The organism is Caulifigura coniformis (assembly GCF_007745175.1).
GTDB classification, from domain to species: domain Bacteria; phylum Planctomycetota; class Planctomycetia; order Planctomycetales; family Planctomycetaceae; genus Caulifigura; species Caulifigura coniformis.
Window position 1 is genome coordinate 1,721,722 of sequence record NZ_CP036271.1, and the last position, 17,678, is coordinate 1,739,399.

The window sequence follows — 17,678 nt, forward strand, 5'->3', positions numbered from 1 at the left end:
AAAGACCCGGCTTCGAAGCGAAGCCGGGCCTGAGGTTAGCTCATCATTTTGATGCCGCACATCTGTCGAAGCCTGAAGCTCCGGCCATCAGCGGGCGGCGTCCCACCACCAGCGGCCTTCCGGCGACTGGCCGGCCTTCGCGACGGTTTCGGCCGGAGCGGTCGATTCCTTGCGAACTTCCGGGTTGGAAATCACCTGGACCACATCCGCCCGCACGCCGCCGGCAACCTGGACGACAACGTCCTTGCCGTTGAACACGCGGTGGTTGACGACCGAGTCGACTTCCTTCGGGACGGCGTACTGGCCGGTGCGGAACGATCCGGCCGAGGCGAACACGCCACGGTTCCAGCCCGCGTCGACATCAAGGCCTTCGTTCTGGATCAGTGCAGCGACCATGGCGAGTTCGAACACACCCTTCAGGTCGGCGAAGACCGGGTGGGCCGCGGCGAGTTCGGCGTAGTTCTTCGTGAAGCCTTCAGCGAACTGACGGTTGATCGGCTCGGCCTTGCCTGTGGAGGTCCGTCCGCCGGTGGCCGTGATGAACTGGTTCTCGGACAGGCACTTCACGGCCGTCCCCTTGAGTTCGAACGCGGTGCGGGCGTCGTTATGCCGCACTTCATCGAGGTTCAGCGTCATCCACCAGCGAAGGGCATCGAGGCCGCCAGTGGCGAGCGAGGGCTGCTTCGCCAGGAGGTCAAAGTAGCTCGGCACGTTCTTGCCGCCTTCGACTTTGCCGACGCCGATCAGCTTCATCAGGTAGTCGGCCTCAACGATCACGCGAGCCACTCGCGAGTCTGCCGGCACGCCATAAGTCGTGATGTCCTGGCGGCCGAGGGTGTCGCCGATCTGCTGGGCAAACCGCTTTGCCTGGCCGGGGCCGAGGGGGCCGCGGGCCTGCGATTCTTCGGCGAACGTCTTCACGGCCGCGAGGCCTTCCGCACGCGGGTCGATCGAGCACCCGAACATCTGCTTGCCGCGCCCCTCATGGGTCCGCAGCAGGGTGACCAGATCATCGAGCCGCAGCAGGCCATTCGCCTGCGCGGGGCCTGCGATAACGATTTCCTTCGAGGCCGGATCGACAAAGACGTACTGCACCGACGACAGACCGGCCAGCTGCTTCATTTCTTCGGGAACGCGTTCACCGCGTTCGAGTCGGGCGGCGATTTCACGTTCGAGACGCGTCAGCGAAACCATCCGGAGATCGGATTCCACGGCCACGTCGCCGTTCATCGCGGCCTTCCGCGCTGCCAGCACCATCGCGGCCAGCGAACCGCCAGCGTCACGCCGCTCGACACGCTTGAGAACGCCTCTGGCGTCGACGCGAACACCGCTTTCAAACGGCGTCATCGTTCCGCCTTCGCCGTCGATATCCTGCCAGGGCCCGCTCGTCTGCTGCTGAATCAGGTTCATCAGCGTCTGGAAATCGGCTCCGGTCCCTTTCAGCGAAGGCTGAGCCGACTTTGTCTCACCCTTCGTCTGCTCGCGACCAGCGTCGCGGGTCACGGGGCCAGGGTTCGACTTCTGGGCGGCTTCGATGCGGGCCAGAAGATCGGCCTTCTCCTGCGGCGAGAGTTTCGAGACGGCGTCCGCCGCCTGATTGATCTCACCTGCCGCAAAGAGCTGGATCGCACGATCAGGCCCTTCGCCGGCGCTGGCGACATTGACGGTCATCGCCATGACAGCCGAAAGGCCGAAAGCCATCGCCGTCTTTGCACGGCCGATCAATCGGTGAAGCATGACCGAAAATCCTCGACGACAAGGAAACAGAGGGGGTGGTCGCACCGAACACGGAGCCCGGAGAAACAACGGGCGCGCGGCGTCGCGGCTTGAAAACGACCGTACTTAGAGAATCGTCAGACGGCCCGGGACCGTCAAGAACTTTCTGCCAAAACTGCGTGTCGCGGAAGCACCTGCGCGCACTCGTCGAAAGATCACGAACAGCCGGTAAAATGCTGCTCCGGTTGTATCACCTGTACGAGTCCGTCACGCCGGCGGGCTGCCCTGTGATGCCCCGGTCGGTTGTTCCGATCCTGATGCCTGAGCTGCCCGAAGTTGAAACGATGGTTCGCGGGATTCGTCCCGTTCTCGAAGGCCGGACGCTCATCGACTTCGTTCGCATGCCCTGCCCGCGCAAGCCGCTCTCTCTCAAACCCGGACTCGCGGCCATCCGCCAGCGAGCCAATGGCCAGGCCATCTCGGCGGTCCGCCGTCGCGCCAAACGGGTGGTGATCGAGCTCGAGTCCGGAGCGGGATTTGTCATCGAACCGCGGATGACCGGCCTGATGCTGGTGAGCGATCCGCCGACCCGCGAGCACCTGCGATTCGCGTGGCAGGTGCAGGGGCTTCGCGGAGTCGAGACGGTGCTGTTCTGGGACCGCCGCGGTCTCGGTACCGTGCAGCTGCTTGGCCCGGACGACCTGACTGCCCTGATGCTTCCCGGCCGGCTCGGCCCCGACGCCCTGGAGATGACGCCCGCCCTCTGGCGGGAGACACTGGCCAGAACCCGTCGGCCGATCAAGGTGGCGCTGCTCGATCAGGGTCTCGTCGCGGGCATCGGGAATCTTTATGCCAGCGAGATCCTGCACCGGTCGCGGATCGCCCCATCGACTCCTGCCAGCGAGGTTTCAGGTCCGGGAATCCGCCGGTTGGCCGAGGCGGTGGAAACGGTGCTGCAACTGGCCATTCGGCACGAAGGGAGCACGCTGAGCGACGGCACCTACCGTAATGCGCTGAACCAGGATGGCGGCTACCAGAACTCGCACCAGGTATACGATCGGGCCGGGCGGGACTGCCCGCGGTGCGGCAAAACGATCCTGCGCATCGTGCAGGCGCAAAGGTCGACATTCTACTGCGCCGGCTGCCAGCGTTGACCGGCGATGAAATTTGCTCCACCTGTGTTGAAGTTTGCCTCGCACCTGATCGGCATAATCGATACGACCGCTTAGCTTGCGACGGGTTCGGCTCAGTGGCCGGATCTTTGCGACGAACAGGGCCGCACGACAGTCTTAGGCTTCCAGTGTGTTGGAGTCCCCTCTGCTGTCCCCTCGGCCTTGATATGGAACTCGTCCTGCCCGGCATGGAGCGACTCAGCGGCCACAGCGCGCCCCATTGGCCGTGGCGGCTTGTGGGTTGCATTCCGCCACAGCGACAACTGCAGCAGTTCCAGGTCGATTCCGAAGGATTCATCATTGGCCGCCGGCCCGGCTCCAATCTGCAGGTCGTCTCGCCGCGCGTCTCCGGCCGGCACGCAGAACTGCTGACGATCGGGAAGCACCTGTTCATCAGGGACCTCGGAAGCACCAACGGAACGTACGTCAATCGCCGGCGGATCGAGCAGCCGACGCCGATCGCCGAAGGGGACCATATCGAAGTTGCGGACGTCGAATTTCGCGTCGAGCGCGAGCACAGCAACGATTCGTCCGAGGAACTTCCAACGTTCCGGCAGACGCATTCCGACATCGAGACGATCGAATCCGACTGGGTGTTGAGCCAGCTCGACATGCTCATTCGCGATCGTGCCGTGACCCCGCATTACCAGGCCATCGTCACCATCGATGGCGCGAAGACGGTCGGCTACGAAGCCCTCGCCCGCAGTGAAATGTGCGGGCTCGAGAGCCCGCATTCGATGTTCGACACGGCCAGGATGGTCAATCGCGAAGTCGAACTGAGCATGATGTGCCGTCAGCGGGCCGTGGAAATCGCCAGTCGGCTGCCGCGACGTCAGGCCCTGTTCGTCAACACGCACCCGATGGAGGACTTCATTGCGGATGTGCTCCCCTCGATGAAGCAGCTTCGCCGGATCGCTCCCGAACAGCCGATCGTCGTGGAGATCCACGAGGCTGCCATCCACGATCCGCAGAGCGTCCGCGAGTTTCACGCTGCTCTCAAGGATCTGAACATTCGCCTGGCCTATGACGACTTCGGGGCCGGACGTTCAAGGCTCATGGAGCTTGTGAAGGCGCCGCCCGACTTCCTGAAATTCGACGCCTCGCTGATCCGCAACCTCGACTCCGCCAGTCCGCAGCAGATGCGGCTGCTAAGCACGCTGATCGACGTCGTGAGGGACTTCAACATCTGCACGCTGGCCGAGGGAATTGAAACCGTCGGCGAGATGGAAGCCTGCCGGGCTCTCGGCTTCGAACTGGCCCAGGGGTTCTACTTCGGCATTCCGCTGGACGCCGACGACATCCGGTAAACGCGGCCCGGACATGGCGGTCCCGCAACTGCGGGCTCTGAAACGTCCCGTTGATCTATGATCACGGAACCATGACGGACCGAACCCGCCGACGATTGATGGCCACGGCCGCGCTGATTGGCGGCACTGCCTTGGCAGCCTGGCTGCTTTCGCCGCAGGTCGACCCCAGGCTCGTCGGCGAATGGGTGAACGTCGCCCCTGCGGAGTTCGCTGCCTACCGCCGGTTCAATACCGACGGGACGCACTCTCTGTCGCCCAGGTTCCCGGGAGGAGGAGGGTGGGCCGTTTCAGGCGACACCCTGATCTTCACAGAGAATCTGCCCCCGTTCAGCCTGACGGGCTCTTTGCGCAGAACCTGGATCGCGATCGTCAATCGCATTCGGATGGGAGGCCCCACGAGGGAGCAGTACACGATCCTGGAGGTGACCCCGACGATGCTTCGCATCCAGTCGCAGGCGGGGCTTGCGCCGGTCGAGGTCTACCGCCGCAAGTCGATCGCCGATTCCCCGCCGGAGAGTCGACCACCCGGTTGATGGTCGACTCAGCAACAATCGGCGGGAACTACTTCGTCGCCCCTTTGGTGACCGACCTGATGTACTCCACTTCCTTCACGTCATAGGGAGTGCCGTCCGTTCGAAAGATGTCGTGGAACCACTTCGGCGGCTCGGCGGCGTAGGGCTTCTTCCACGAATCCCAGGGGTAGATGGTGTTCGTTTTCCCCTGTACGAAGCCCCAGTTGTAAACGTCGACCCCCTCGGCCTTCAGATCGGCGAGGATGGGATCGAACGTGCTCCCCATGGGCCGGGCCATGTATTCGGTGCACGAGAGCGGCCGCTTGTATTGCTTCATCGCAGCGACCCACTGCTTCATCTCGGCCTGGTTTCCATAGCTGTGGAAGCTGATGATGTCGGACTGTTCGATCTGGATCCGTTCAATCGGAATCATGCGTTCCGGCGCGAGGGCGCGGTTCTTGACCCACAGCCCCGACGTGAGGGGCTGGGTGGGGTTGACCGAACGAGCCCATTCAAACGTCTTCCTCAGCAGCTCTTCGGTGATCTGCATTTTGCCGGGCGGCTCCTGCTTGAGACCGTTCCGGCCGTAGCTGTTCTCGTTGTGATTGTCCGGTTCGTTCCACAGGTCCCACACGACGACGCGCGGGTCATCCTTGAACCGTGCGATCACCCCTTTGGTGTACTCTTCGAGCAGACGGTGCCGCTCGCGATTGATGAGGTCCTGGGCGCCGGGACTCTGGACCCAGCCGGAGTTATGGAGTCCCTGTTTGGGTTCACGCTGCTTTCCGAGCTTCGGATTCGGGTCCCAGACGCTGTCGAACAGCACGAACATGATCCGGATCTTGTGCTTCTCGGCGACTTCCAGGAGCTGATCCATCCGCTTCAGCAGCCCTTCCTTGTCCTGCTCCCAGAGCAGGTGATGCAGGAAGACGCGCATCGAGTTCATGCCGAGGTCCTCCGCCCAGCCGAGTTCGCGATCAATCGCGGCGAGGTCGAAGGTATCGGCCTGCCACATTTCGAGCTGGTTGATGGCATACGCCGGTCCGAAATTGGCGCCCACGAGCCAGCCCGTCTGCTGACGCCAGGTGGTGGCCTTCTCGGGCGTCCAGCGCGACTGCGCCAGCGCCTGCGAGGCGCAGGCGACCAACAGGAGTGCAAACGTCAGGCAGCGACAACGCAAAGTCATGAGAGAGTTCCTCAGGGGATTTCGAGCGCAGGTATCGAGGTAGGGAGGCCACTTTCAGGCGCGGGCGTTATTGGATGGGAATCGCCTGAACGGCGTCCGCAATGACGTGGCCATTGGCCCCTTCATTCCGGATTTCGACGGTCGCATGACCCGGATCGAGGCGGTGAACTCCGAGCTTGTGGAACACGCCATCAATCGCGGGCTTCTTCTTCTGGTCGACGCGATAGATCTCCGTGCCGTCGGCATGCCGCACGACGACCGTCACGTTGCTGGCGCGATTGGCGTTTGCCGAGTAGCTGACCCGAAGTTCGTATCGACCGGCCTCCTTGATCGGCAGCGTATAGGTCAACCGGCAGCCTTTGCCCACGGCGCCGTCATGCGCGTAGTTCTTGCCGACGAATGGACCGATCGATGTCCCGTCAGACCATTCGCCGGTGGGCTTCGCGGAGTCGTTGTCGACGACGACGCCGGAGAGTTTGGAAACATCCAGGTCGATCTTGGCCGTGGCGCCCTGCGGCAGATCGAGCACCTGCTGTTCGCTGAGCAGCTTCGTCCGAAGTTCGTCGTAGTCGACATCCTGGACGGCCTGCTGCCTGTCGATCGCAATGCAGCCCGCGGCTGCGGCGGAGTGGCCGAGGATCATGAACACGGGCTCCATCCGGATCGAGCCATACGCAATATGCGATGATGACAGGCAGACCGGGACGAACAGGTTGTCGCATTCGTTCTTCTTCGGAACGATCGACCTGTAGCTGATGAGGTACGGGCCGCCGGGGCTGACCTGCACATCGCCTTCGTTGCGGACGTGCCCCTCAGCGTCGACGAACCGCTGCACGTGATGCGAGTCCATGTTGTAGGAGCCCAGGCCGACACTGTCGGGCGCTTTGCGGACGCGCCGGCAGTCGTTCTCCGTCTGCACGTAGTCGCTCACCATGCGCCGCGCTTCGCGGATGTAGGCTCCGTAGGGGAAGTTGTCGTTGTCGACGAACTCATCCTTCGCGTAGCCCCACTTGGCCACCTGCTTCCGGACGTCTTCCGGCACGCGGGGATTGGTCTGCAGGGTCCACAGGAAGCCGCGGACGTAAGTTTCGTGGGCCTTGAGGATCCGTTCGCGCTCCTTGTAGCCCGCTTCGGGGTAGTCGTAGTTCCTGCTGATCCAATCGGTCGACACGGCGAAGTTGTTATTGAGGTCCGTCTTCCGGTTCGGGAGCAGGCCGGGAACGCTGAGCGGGATCCTCAGGTCACCCGCTTCGAAATTGCGGAGCAGCAGTTCGTGCTCGAGCGGGTCGTAGCCGACGGGCTTCTGAAAGGCGACGCGGTTCTCCGGAACGTCCGTCATGCAGACGCGGTAGTTGTACGCCTGCACGCGTTTGTCGGCCTCCCCATCAACTCCGGGGTCCGTGTTGATTCCCGGCAGCAGTCCGCTCGATTTGTCGCCGGCCCGGACATAGGGATCGACGGGCTTCACGAACTGGTGCTTGTCGCCACGGGCCACCTGCACGCCGTTCAGCGACTCCCCGTACTGCTTGTTCGCTTCCCGTCCGACGGTGTACGAGACTCCGGCGAGCGCCATCAGATCGCCTTCGTACGTGGCGTCGATGAACATCTTTCCGGTGAACTCCCTGCCCGATTCCATCTTGATCCGGATGATTGTCTGGCCGTTCTTGGTCACGCCGCCCGCCCCTTGATCGCGCTGGATCCGCTCGCCACGGACGACGACGACCTTCGTTTCTTTCAGCATCGTCTCCAGCGTCTTCTCCGCTGCGCTTGGCTCGAAGACCCACATTGCGTCCCCGCCGTCCTTGAACTGCTTGTGCTTGTCTGGATCGTCATGCACCCAGGACGAGTCGTTCGAGTAGTACCGCCGTAGCCGTATATAGAACTCGCGTGACAGCCCGCCGATGACCCGTTTGTCGCCGGTGTCGGTCCATCCCAGGCCGCTCGTCGTCAGCCCACCCACGTGCTGCGTGGGTTCGATCACGACGGCCGTCTTGCCCAGCCGGTCGGCCTCGATCGCCGCGATGACGCCGCTTGCGGTGCCCCCATAGACCACGATGTCATACGACGTCGCCGCGTCAGCAGCCGCCGTGTTCGATGCGGGAAGGGAGATCGCGACGACCAGGAACAAAGTCGTCAGCAGGGACCGCGTGAGCGTGGCGGGCATCGAACATCCTGTCAGAAAATCATGCAGGCAGTGAAGTCGGACCGGCCATTTGAAAACTGGCCATGGCAAATTGCAATCAACATCCCCTGCGCCGCGCGGGCGTTCACGCCGGTTCTCGTGCGCGGATGATTCTGCTAGTTTCAATGTTCGCGCTCCGTTACCCGGGTTCCCATGCGATTCGCGTTTCACTGCCCCGCCTGCTTTCGCACGGTCGCCACTTCGGTGACGCCGCAGTCACCCGCCGTGACCTGCCCGTGCGGCTGGAAGCGGCCTCTCGAAGCCAGCGCCTGGAACGGGGACCATCCGCGCGAGTGTCTCGCCTGCGGCAACGCGGACCTGTGGCGGCAGAAGGATTTTCCCCAGCGGATGGGGATCGCGATCATCGCCGTGCAGATCGTGCTGACGACGATGTTCTGGTCGTGGCGCCGGCCGGTGTGGACGTATGCGACGCTGATCGTGTTTGCGCTGCTCGACATGGTCCTGTTCGCGGTGCTTCCGGATGTACTCGTCTGTTACCGCTGCCGCGCGCGGCATCGCACATCGGGCGGAGAAGATCGGACGACGTTCGACCTCGAAACGGCCGAACGTTATCGTCAGGAGCGATTGCGCCTGGCGGAAAAATGAGCCTGGCGGGGAAGTGGAGCCCCGTGAATCTCACCGCCGTCCAGAACCGGAATCCGTTCCGACTCCGATCGCCGACGCGGCGCCGATGACGCCGTGTGCGCTGGAACTCCACGCTTTGTGTTCGCGGCCCTGGCCGTGTGCACGTCTCGCTGACGAATCGTGGACGACCAGCAACAACGGATCGCTGAAGACCTGAAAGGCGCCTTCGAAGGCGACCTGCTCTTCGATCCGCTGACGTGCATGCAGTATTCCGGCGACGGGAGCCTGCACCAGCTCAGGCCTCTCGGCGTCGCCCGGCCCCGCAGCCGCGACGATGTCGCCCTTCTTGCCCACTACGCCCACGACCAGAGAATCTCGCTGACCCCACGGGGCTCAGGAACGGGGCTTGCCGGCGGCTGCCTGGGAACGGGAATCGTCGTCGACTTTTCCCGCTATATGCGGAACATCGAGAGGATTGACGACGCCACGGTGCGAGTTCAGGCCGGCGTGGTCCGTGAACACCTCAACCGGGAACTCCGCAAAGTCGAGCGTTACTTTCCGCCCGACCCGAGCGGATCGGCCATCACCACGATCGGCGGGATGCTCGGCGTCGACGGGGCGGGATCGCACGCCATTCGGGTCGGTTCGACACGGGATCATGTTGTGAGCATTGAAACGGTGCTCGCGGAAGGAATGCTGATCGAAGCAGGCCTCGAGCCGCTGACCGATCCCGCGCCAGAATCGGGGGAGAACGAATTCGAGTCCCTGTCGGCGATCCGCCAGCGCGATCCCAAGCGGGCCATCGTCGACCAGCTCGGCCGGCTTCTGACCGAGCGCCGCGACCTGATTCGCACGCACCAGCCCGCCCTCGTCCGGAACGTCGCCGGCTACCATCTGCGAACGGTCCTGGGCCACAATGAGATCAACCTCCCGCGACTGCTCGTCGGGTCGGAGGGGACGCTCGGCCTGTTCACGGCGGCCACCCTGCATACGTCTCCGCTGCCGGCGCATCGGGGCGTCGTGCTGGTGCTGTTCGGCCAGCTTGAACCGGCCGTGCGGGCCGTGCCGCAGATCGCCGACCAGCAGCCCAGCGCCTGCGACCTCCTCGACCGCCGCCTGATTGCACTGGCGAGGGAAACAGACCCTCGTTTCGAGGCGATGATTCCCAAGACGGCCGAGGCGGCGCTGTTGATCGAACAGACCGGATTCACGCGGGAACAGGTGCAGTCGCGACTCAGGATGGTGCTGGCGGCGATCCGGTCAGTCGATCCGTCCGCCATCGTCGCCGCCCAGGCGGATGACCCTGACGGCGTCGACTTTTTATGGTCGCTCCCATACCGGGTCGTGCCGCTGCTCACGGGCCTCAAGGGGGCGACGCGTCCGCTCCCATTCATCGAAGACATTTCGATTCCGCCCAACGGGCTCGGGGAATTCCTGGTCCTCGCCCAGCGCGTCCTGCAGCGCCATCAGGTCACCGCATCGCTCTACGCGCATGCGGCGTCCGGGCAGATCCACCTCCGGCCATTCCTCGCCACTCCGACGCCCCAGAACGCGGAAGCACTCGAGTCGCTCGCCAGCGACCTGTACGAAGTGACGTTCGCCTGCGAAGGCTCCGTCTCAGGCGAACATGGCGACGGGCTGTCGCGCACACAGTTCCTGAAGAAGCAGTACGGAGCTCTCTATCCGCTCTTCGGACAGATCAAGAAGATCTTCGATCCCCGGGACATCCTGAACCCGGGGAAGATCGTCGAAGACGATCCCCATCTTTCGATCCGGCATCTTCGTCCTCCACCGCTCGCGGGCGAGAACGCTCCGCTTGTCGACCTGCACCTCAACTGGTCCCGCGAGGAACTGACGGAGGCCGTCGAGGAGTGCAATCACTGCGGCCACTGCCGGACCCTGGAAGACGGGCTGCGGATGTGCCCGTTCAACCGGATCGATCCGCGCGAGGAAGCGTCGCCGCGCGCCAAGGCCAGCGCTCTCCTGGCCGTGCTGGATGGCTCCGTCGATCCGCGCGAGATGAGCACCGAGCACATGAAGCAGCTGGTCGACCTCTGCTTCAACTGCAAGCAATGTCACCTCGAGTGCCCGGCGCATGTCGACATTCCGCATATGGTCATCGAGTCGCGCGCCCAGTACGTCGCGGCCAATGGCCTGAGCCGCGCGGACTGGGTGCTTTCCCGGGCGCACTCGTTTGGTCGCCTCGGGTCGACGATCGCCCCTTTTACGAACTGGGCGCTGAAGAACTCGGGCATCCGCTGGCTGATGGAACGCGTGCTGGGAATCGCCCGCGACCGCAAGTTGCCCCCCTTCGCCCGCCGGACGTTCCTGACCCAGTCCGCGAGAACGCACGGAGATCGCCGCGTTCTCAGTCGCAAGCCGCGGCCCGTCGTTTACTTCGTCGACCACTTCGTGAACTACCACGATCCCGACCTGGGCTGGGCCTTCGTGCGTGTCATGGAGCATCTGGGGGTGCAGGTTTACGTTCCGCCCGCCCAGCTCGGTTCCGGCATGGCGCTGATTTCCGCCGGAGACCTGGAAGCCGCGCGGGAAGTGGCCAATCACAATGTGCGGCTGCTCGGGGAACTCGCCGCGCGCGGTTACCAGATCGTCTGCACCGAGCCTGCAGCCGTCGTGGCGCTCGCTCAGGAGTATCCACGGCTCACGGATCATCCGGACGTCCAGACCGTCGCGTCGCGCGTGATCAGCGCGGGCGACTACCTGAAACGGTTCCGTACTCCGGAGCAGCTTTCGGAAGGGCTCAAGTCCCTGGGGCCACTCAAGGTCGGATACCACACTCCCTGCCATCTCAAGGCGATCAGCCCCGACCGGGCGCTCGTCGACATCCTGCGGCTGATTCCGAATCTCGACATCCGCCTGATCGATCGAGGCTGCTCGGGAATGGCCGGGGCATTCGGACTGGCGCGCGATCACTTCGCGACGTCGCTGGAGATCGGCCGAGGGCTGATGAGGGACATGCAGCAGCCCGATATCGTTCTCGGAACAACCGAGTGCAGCAGCTGCCGGATCCAGATGCAGCAGGGAACCCAGAAGGCGACGGTCCATCCGCTGAAGCTGCTGGCGATCGCCTATGGCCTGATGCCCGAGCTGAGGCGACAGCTCCAGCCTGGCTCCCAGCGGCTGATGACCACATGATCGTCCGCATCCTCTTCTTCGCCAAAGCCCGCGACCTTGCAGGCGCCGCCTTCGCAGAGTTGCGACTCGAAGACGGCGCCACCGTGGCCGACCTCCGGCGCGCCCTGGGCCACGCCTGCCCGGCACTCGCGCCGGTGCTGCCGAGGATGCACGTCGCGATCAACAACAATTACGCAGCCGACCCGGATGCGATTCCGGCCGATGCCGAGATCGCCTGCTTTCCACCGGTGAGCGGCGGCTGAACTACTTTCCGGCAAAGCGGTCAGCCAGTTCGATGACCTGCAGCGGCTTCTGTGTGCACGGCCCAGGCCCGAAGGCCACGTGCACCTTCAGCGAAGCCGGTTCGAAAATCATCGTCTGGAATGTCAGCTCGCTCTGGTGCACCGAGTGCATGCAGCGATGGACTTCCTCGAGCGTGAATTTCTCCCCCGCCTTGAAATCGACGAGGTGCCCCAGGGTCTTGAACCGCTCGCACCGCACTCCGACCGCCAGGTCGGGTAGCATGAAATGGTTGGTGCAGCGGAGAATGTCACCTTCAGGGTCGCGGACGCCGACCTTCTTCGGCGTGATCTCAAAGATGACGGCCCTGTTGCGATCGCAGCAGGCCAGGTTCATCCAGGTGGTGCGGGGCGTCTTCTCGAGCAGCGCCCGCGCCTCCTCGACTGTCTCGCATTCTTCGAGCATCTGCCGGTACGTGAGTGCCAGCGGAGCGCCATTCATGTCGAACATCGAAGAGCCGTCGCGCGACGCGTAGACGTCGAGAGTCGCAAGGGCGAGTCCGGCATCGTTCATGCCGCTGATCACCCCGGTCAGCCCCGGCACGGCGATCGACGCGAACGCATGCTTGCCTTCAGGACGGACGATCATCACGCAGCTGTAACGATCAAGCACACCGAACGTCGGGAAGTCAAAATTCCGCCCGAACATCATCTCGCCCGTGGCCGTCCGGTCGGGCGTCACCAGGAACGCCGAGCAGCCGCCGATGCGGCGGAGCTCGGTGAGGCTGTTGGCCACGTAGAGCAGGCTGGCATCCGCGTTGGTGTACTTCGCCAGTGAATCCATTTCGGCGCGGAATCGCTCGGGCGAATGGCCGATCATCGACGTGGCCGCGGCAGTCGCAATCGGGCGCAGAAGGTCGTAATTCAACCCGAACTGCTGGATGATCCGCTTCGGAGTTTCCAGAAGCGGCGGGAGAACTTCTTTCGCGAGGACGGCCGTCTGCTCGCCGATCTGTTCGGGCGTTCCCTGCAGCGTGAACACCGGGATCTCCCCCACATACTTGAGGGAACCCGCACCATGCGTGGCTTCGGTGTAGCGGAATGGCGGTGAGGGAGGCGAAAGCGGCAGCTGTTTCGGACGGACCGGCGCTGCAAGCCGCAACGGAAGCTGAGGCCTGGCCGCGGGGGGCTCGGCCGCGCGAGTCGCCTGGCCGAACAGAACGACCGACACCGCCATCAGAAGACGACAGACCGCATGCGACATCATTCGGACTCCTGTAATCCACTTCCGTGAGTCCAGCCATCATACGTGCGTCGACTGCTTCCCTGAAGACCGGCACGACGAATGTCGCCGCGCCGCATGCAAAACGAGTTCTCCGCGCCGCACCCGCTCAGCCTGCTTCACAGCCGGGCGACTCCCGCTCGATGTCAAGATCTTCGGCGTCATCCGTCTCCAGGGGCGTCGTTCGCAGAAGCTCCCGTTTCCACCCGGCCTCGTGCACGGGCCACGCCTGCACGCGAACCCCACGCCCGGTCAGTTCGGCCGGTCGCCCGGTGGCATGCGCCCGCAACTGGGCCTGTCGTTCGACCGTCATCAGCGGTGGAGGGGCAAGACTGCCATTCGATCGGCGGCGAGTGAGCTCGCCATGATCAAAGATGCTGGCGAGCATCAGGGTCTCCAACCGCAGCTGGCCGGTGAGAATCAGCTCATGGCTGGCGGTCGGAAACCTGAGCTTCAGTGCCAGCACATCCCCGTCGTGACGGGCCACGTCGACTTCAAAAAGACGACGGGGGAGAAGGAGTGCGCTCGCAAGCTGAGCGGCAACCTGTTCCCGGAGGTCGCTGGCGGCGAGCAGCGGATCGATGTCGAGCCGGTCGAACACGCGATAAGCGGCCGACTCTCCGATTTCATGTGCGGCCGCCCACTGCAGCCGCTCAGGCCGGTCATCCGGTGAGAGGAAGACTGTCGGCCGGCCGGCGAGTCGCTTGAACCGCCCGCGGGCCTGCTGCCGGGCGTCAAAGGCGACTTCAAAACCAAGTTCCGCGGCCAGTTGAAAGGCATCGACGGGCGGCTCGCCCCAGCCCGCTTCGGCGAGCAACTCCGCGGCGACTTCGTCGCAGGCCGAGGCGAGAGACTGCGGATGAGAGACGACGAACGACATCATGCCGGCACCTCTGGGAGTAAATCAAAGGGGAAGACCATCGACATCGTAATTACTACTGTACAAAAGTATAGTAAACATCGGCTGATCTTGTGGCGGTTTTTGCCGGTGATCTAAAAACCCGGCCACATCCGGACTTAGAACCTGCCCGCAGCCCGTTCCCCGCCAAATCGACGTGGTCGACGAGTCGGACGGGACTCGGCCCCGGATCGAAGCCCCCTTATTTCGCGACGGCAAGGACGCCACGCATGCGGTACGGACTGACGTTCCTCCATCGACTTTCCTCTTTCAGCGCCGGCGCCACGGCGGGCGGACTGATCGTCGGCCTGCTGTCATGGGTCTGGTGCAGTCAGTTCGTCATCGCCTGGGGAACCGGGCTCGCCTCCGTGACGTCCATCGGCGTGGCCCTGGTCCTCGCCGCCTCCATCCGGCTGGCAACCCGCGGGACATCGGGCGCCACATCGCCCTCGACCTGGCTCGCCATCGCCGCCTGGACTGTCGCGAGCCCGAACGTTCTTGCGTTCACAACGGGCTCGAGCGGTCGAATTCTGGACGACCCGTTCCGTGCGTTCCTGACCACCCAGACAGCGGCTCTCTTCTTCCTGCTTCCAGGATTCTCGCTTCTTCTGCGGGGAATGCCCCGGAGCGATGAAGGCAACGGCGCCGCGATTCGACGGGCCACGGTGGCGGCTGGCGCCGTGTGGTGCCTCGCGCCACTGACGCTGGGTGTCTGGCCCGGGCCGCACGCGGCGGCGCTGGGGATGGCTGCGCTCCTCCTCGCGCGGTTCGTCCGGGAACTGATGTCGCGGACGGAAGCTCCCGTGGGAACGTCGACTGCGTCAGTCTGCCAGGGCGACGGCCTGCTCATCACGGCGTGCGGCGCCGCGACGGGCGCCGGCATGGCCATCGCCATCACCCAGTGGGTTCAGATGCAACTGTTTCTGCCGACGGCCGCGCTCTGGTGCGCCACCTGGGGCGGTCTGCTGCTCGGCGTCGGTGGCGCGATGAAATCGCGCCGCTCGGGCGATTCACTGTCGCGGGCCGCCCGGCACTTCGCGACGATGGCTCTCCTCGTGGGCGCGATGGCGGCCTGCTTCGCGCTGCTGCTGCGGACGGCGATGACGATCAGCGGATCCGTCTCCTGGCTTCCGGCGATCGTCGTCCTGAGAATGTTGATCGTCGTCGCGTTGGCGTACCTGCCCGGCCGGACGCTCGGATTCGCGTTGTCCACAGTCGCAGGAGGGGCGACTGTCGCGGCGTGCGGCCGTCCGTTGCTGGTGGCGGCATGCTTCGTGGGTGCATTCTCGGCCGCCTGCTGGAGGGACGTCACGCTGCTGTCCGCGGGGCCGTTCAGCCTGGCGTTCGGTGCAGCCGCGGTCGGACTCTGGCTGCTGTCGGCTGGCAGTGCCAACGTTCACTCACGTCTGCGCTGGACAACACTGGCCGCTGCGTCACTGGCAGTCGTGGCTGCCTGCGTCGCCGATCCCGCAGGCAGCATTGCCGCCCAGCGGGCCCTGTTTTCCGGAACACATTTCCAGGCGCGGGCGCTGGGAGTGCCCGGCCAGTTGTTGAGATCGCTCGATGACGGCCGCCTGCTCCGCTCGACTGTGACGTCTTCGGGCGTCACCGCGGTGTGGTCGCATTCCGGGGTTCAGTGGGCCCTTCGGGAAAACGGCCTGACGCGCGGCGTGGTCAGCACGCAGCCCGATCTTTGTCCCCAGTCGGTCCCGGAAGTGCTCGCGGCCGTGTTGCCGCTCACGATGCATCCCCAACCGCACCATATCCTGTTGATGTCGGCGTCGTATCCGACGGTCGCAGCGACGTGCCTCGTCTTTCCAGTCGAATCGGTCACTGCGGTCGACGACAATTCCGCCGCATTGACGTTCTGCCGGGAATCGGCCGAACGGATCGTCCCCAGCCTGAACAAGGGCGACAACCGCCTCGTCCTGCACCACGCCGATCCGATCCGCGGTCTCGCGACGAGCGACCGGATCTATGACGTGATCATCTCGCCCGATTCGATCGTGGGGGATCTGGAATCGGTCCGCCAGTGGACGGCCGAGCATCTGCGGATGGTTGCGTCCCACCTCTCTGCCGAGGGTGTCTACTGCCAGCGGATCACCTGCTTCGACCTGAACGTCCACTCGGTCCTCGATGTCGTCCGCACGGCGCAGGCCGTGTTTCCCGTCGTGCAACTGAGCGAAGTGGCCCCCGGAGAATGGCTGCTCGTGGGGCGGCCGACCGGGGAGGCCGTGCTCGACAAGACGTTCCTTGAACGGCTGGAGAAGCCGCATGTGCGCGACGTGCTCGCCCAGGCCGGATGGGACTGGTCGATCATGCTCAGCCTGAAGACGGTCCATCCGGAGGATCTTCGAGGTGCTGCCGCCAATGCGTCGATGATTTCAGGTGCGGACGCGGGGATTGCCTACGCGTTGCCCATGGACGTCATGCAGTGGGGACCGAAGCTGGAGTGGCGACGCCAGTGGATGTCGCGCGTCGCCCGGCCACAGGGAGATGCGTTGGGCGAAGAACCGGCGCTGGGGGATGTCGCCAAACGTCTCAGCGACGTGACGCTGGCGCAGCAGGTGATGATCGATCACCCTGACCAGTTCGCCGCCTACCGGCATTTCGTGAAGAAGCGGCTCCAGGACCGGCCCCGGCCCAAGGTGATCCAGGTGGCGGGTGAAGGCCTGAAGAACGGACTCGATCCGGAGGACGCACGCCGCAAGGCCTACCTCGCGGCACTCGGCAGGGCCGTCGAATCGAAGTCGCGGGAGGACATCGATCGGCTGACGCAGTACTTCTCGCCGTTCGATCCCCTGATCGCCCCGTTCATTCCCCGCGAGTTCGTTCACATCGACCGTCAATCGCCGTCGCCCAATGTTGCCGCCCAATGGCGGTGCGGCCTGCGATCCGTGTTCTATGCACCGCCGAATGATTGCAGCGTGACCAACGTGTGCGATGCGCTGGAACTCGTCCAGACGCATCCAGAAATCGCCGGCGATCCCGAAGCCCGATGGGACTGCTGCAATGCACTGCTCGAGGTGCTGAAGAACCGCTGGGGATTGCGCATCACCTCGGGTGCGTCGATGAAGTATGGCGTCGCGGACGCCCATCGCACCCTGGAACTCGCCTCTTCAACCCTTGATCAGATGGATGACCTGCAGGAAGAGGCGGGGGTCACGGCCCCCGACTGGCGGACGCGCCGGATGGTGCTCGAAAAGCACCTGGTCAGGCCTGTGCGCTCCTGGCGATCAGAGCAGGCGGCTGTCTTTGCACTGAAGGCTTCCAGAGAACCGCAGCCATTGACGCAGACCGTCGCCGCTGAAACTCCGTAGCGCCGGCCGACACGCCTCGCCTGCGGAAAGCCGTCAGCCCGTCGGCGTTCCGATCGCGTGAATCGAGTCAACGACGACGAGCAGCGCAACGAGAATGGTGAGATAGAGCACGACTTTCTCCTCCGTGAATGTGTCCACGAACGG

At 64.2% G+C, this 17,678-nt stretch carries 12 protein-coding genes; 7 read left to right on the forward strand and 5 right to left on the reverse strand.

Annotation, left to right across the window (positions count from 1 at the left end; all coding sequences use genetic code 11):
• Positions 1–87: 87 nt before the first annotated feature.
• Positions 88–1,737: a DUF1598 domain-containing protein gene (locus Pan44_RS06765; protein ID WP_145028533.1), complete on the reverse strand. Its 1,650-nt coding sequence runs from the start codon at positions 1,735–1,737 to the stop codon at positions 88–90.
• 212 nt (positions 1,738–1,949) lie between these two features.
• On the opposite strand from Pan44_RS06765, the gene mutM reads away from it, so the two are divergent.
• The 3 genes from mutM to Pan44_RS06780 all read left to right on the forward strand — a co-directional run bounded on the left by mutM (position 1,950) and on the right by Pan44_RS06780 (position 4,728).
• Positions 1,950–2,870 carry a bifunctional DNA-formamidopyrimidine glycosylase/DNA-(apurinic or apyrimidinic site) lyase gene (mutM, locus tag Pan44_RS06770; RefSeq protein WP_231754243.1) on the forward strand — a complete coding sequence of 307 codons (921 nt, stop codon included), beginning with the start codon at positions 1,950–1,952 and terminating at the stop codon, positions 2,868–2,870.
• Between the two features lie 185 nt (positions 2,871–3,055).
• Positions 3,056–4,195 (forward strand): EAL domain-containing protein, encoded by a 1,140-nt coding sequence (locus Pan44_RS06775; RefSeq protein WP_145028535.1) that lies wholly within the window; start codon positions 3,056–3,058, stop codon positions 4,193–4,195.
• A gap of 71 nt (positions 4,196–4,266) precedes the next feature.
• Entirely contained in the window at positions 4,267–4,728 is a 462-nt protein-coding gene (locus tag Pan44_RS06780) for a hypothetical protein (protein WP_145028537.1), read from the forward strand.
• 28 nt (positions 4,729–4,756) lie between these two features.
• On the opposite strand, the gene Pan44_RS06785 is transcribed toward Pan44_RS06780, so the two are convergent.
• On the reverse strand, positions 4,757–5,893 hold the full coding sequence (locus Pan44_RS06785; protein WP_145028538.1) for a cellulase family glycosylhydrolase: 1,137 nt from the start codon (positions 5,891–5,893) through the stop codon (positions 4,757–4,759).
• Positions 5,894–5,960: 67 nt separating this feature from the next.
• Positions 5,961–8,057, reverse strand: a complete 2,097-nt coding sequence (locus tag Pan44_RS06790; protein WP_145028540.1) for an FAD-dependent oxidoreductase — start codon at positions 8,055–8,057, stop codon at positions 5,961–5,963.
• Between the two features lie 171 nt (positions 8,058–8,228).
• On the opposite strand from Pan44_RS06790, the gene Pan44_RS06795 reads away from it, so the two are divergent.
• The 3 genes from Pan44_RS06795 to Pan44_RS06805 all read left to right on the forward strand — a co-directional run bounded on the left by Pan44_RS06795 (position 8,229) and on the right by Pan44_RS06805 (position 12,058).
• The gene (locus Pan44_RS06795) at positions 8,229–8,681 is read left to right on the forward strand and encodes a hypothetical protein (RefSeq protein ID WP_145028542.1); all 453 of its coding nucleotides are present in this window, start codon (positions 8,229–8,231) and stop codon (positions 8,679–8,681) included.
• 159 nt (positions 8,682–8,840) lie between these two features.
• Complete coding sequence (locus Pan44_RS06800; RefSeq protein ID WP_145028544.1) at positions 8,841–11,816, forward strand: anaerobic glycerol-3-phosphate dehydrogenase subunit C; 2,976 nt, start codon at positions 8,841–8,843, stop codon at positions 11,814–11,816.
• Entirely contained in the window at positions 11,813–12,058 is a 246-nt protein-coding gene (locus Pan44_RS06805) for a MoaD/ThiS family protein (protein WP_145028546.1), read from the forward strand. Before Pan44_RS06800 ends, Pan44_RS06805 begins: the two co-directional genes overlap by 4 nt.
• Before the next feature lies 1 nt (position 12,059).
• On the opposite strand, the gene Pan44_RS06810 is transcribed toward Pan44_RS06805, so the two are convergent.
• Complete coding sequence (locus Pan44_RS06810; RefSeq protein ID WP_145028548.1) at positions 12,060–13,301, reverse strand: C45 family autoproteolytic acyltransferase/hydolase; 1,242 nt, start codon at positions 13,299–13,301, stop codon at positions 12,060–12,062.
• Between the two features lie 124 nt (positions 13,302–13,425).
• A complete protein-coding gene (locus tag Pan44_RS06815) occupies positions 13,426–14,199 on the reverse strand; it encodes an ImmA/IrrE family metallo-endopeptidase (RefSeq protein WP_145028550.1) in 774 nt (257 codons plus the stop codon).
• Positions 14,200–14,444: 245 nt separating this feature from the next.
• Here Pan44_RS06815 and Pan44_RS06820 point away from each other — a divergent pair, with 245 nt between their 5' ends.
• Entirely contained in the window at positions 14,445–17,534 is a 3,090-nt protein-coding gene (locus Pan44_RS06820; protein WP_145028552.1) for a spermidine synthase, read from the forward strand.
• Positions 17,535–17,678 lie beyond the last annotated feature (144 nt).

Bases quoted from the DNA above. Each gene is read 5' to 3' on its own strand.
- Pan44_RS06765 (WP_145028533.1), bottom strand. From the start codon at position 1,737: ATGCTTCACCGATTGATCGGCCGTGCAAAGACGGCGATGGCTTTCGGC.
- mutM (WP_231754243.1), top strand. From the start codon at position 1,950: ATGCTGCTCCGGTTGTATCACCTGTACGAGTCCGTCACGCCGGCGGGC.
- Pan44_RS06775 (WP_145028535.1), top strand. From the start codon at position 3,056: ATGGAACTCGTCCTGCCCGGCATGGAGCGACTCAGCGGCCACAGCGCG.
- Pan44_RS06780 (WP_145028537.1), top strand. From the start codon at position 4,267: ATGACGGACCGAACCCGCCGACGATTGATGGCCACGGCCGCGCTGATT.
- Pan44_RS06785 (WP_145028538.1), bottom strand. From the start codon at position 5,893: ATGACTTTGCGTTGTCGCTGCCTGACGTTTGCACTCCTGTTGGTCGCC.
- Pan44_RS06790 (WP_145028540.1), bottom strand. From the start codon at position 8,057: ATGCCCGCCACGCTCACGCGGTCCCTGCTGACGACTTTGTTCCTGGTC.
- Pan44_RS06795 (WP_145028542.1), top strand. From the start codon at position 8,229: ATGCGATTCGCGTTTCACTGCCCCGCCTGCTTTCGCACGGTCGCCACT.
- Pan44_RS06805 (WP_145028546.1), top strand. From the start codon at position 11,813: ATGATCGTCCGCATCCTCTTCTTCGCCAAAGCCCGCGACCTTGCAGGC.
- Pan44_RS06810 (WP_145028548.1), bottom strand. From the start codon at position 13,301: ATGATGTCGCATGCGGTCTGTCGTCTTCTGATGGCGGTGTCGGTCGTT.
- Pan44_RS06815 (WP_145028550.1), bottom strand. From the start codon at position 14,199: ATGATGTCGTTCGTCGTCTCTCATCCGCAGTCTCTCGCCTCGGCCTGC.
- Pan44_RS06820 (WP_145028552.1), top strand. From the start codon at position 14,445: ATGCGGTACGGACTGACGTTCCTCCATCGACTTTCCTCTTTCAGCGCC.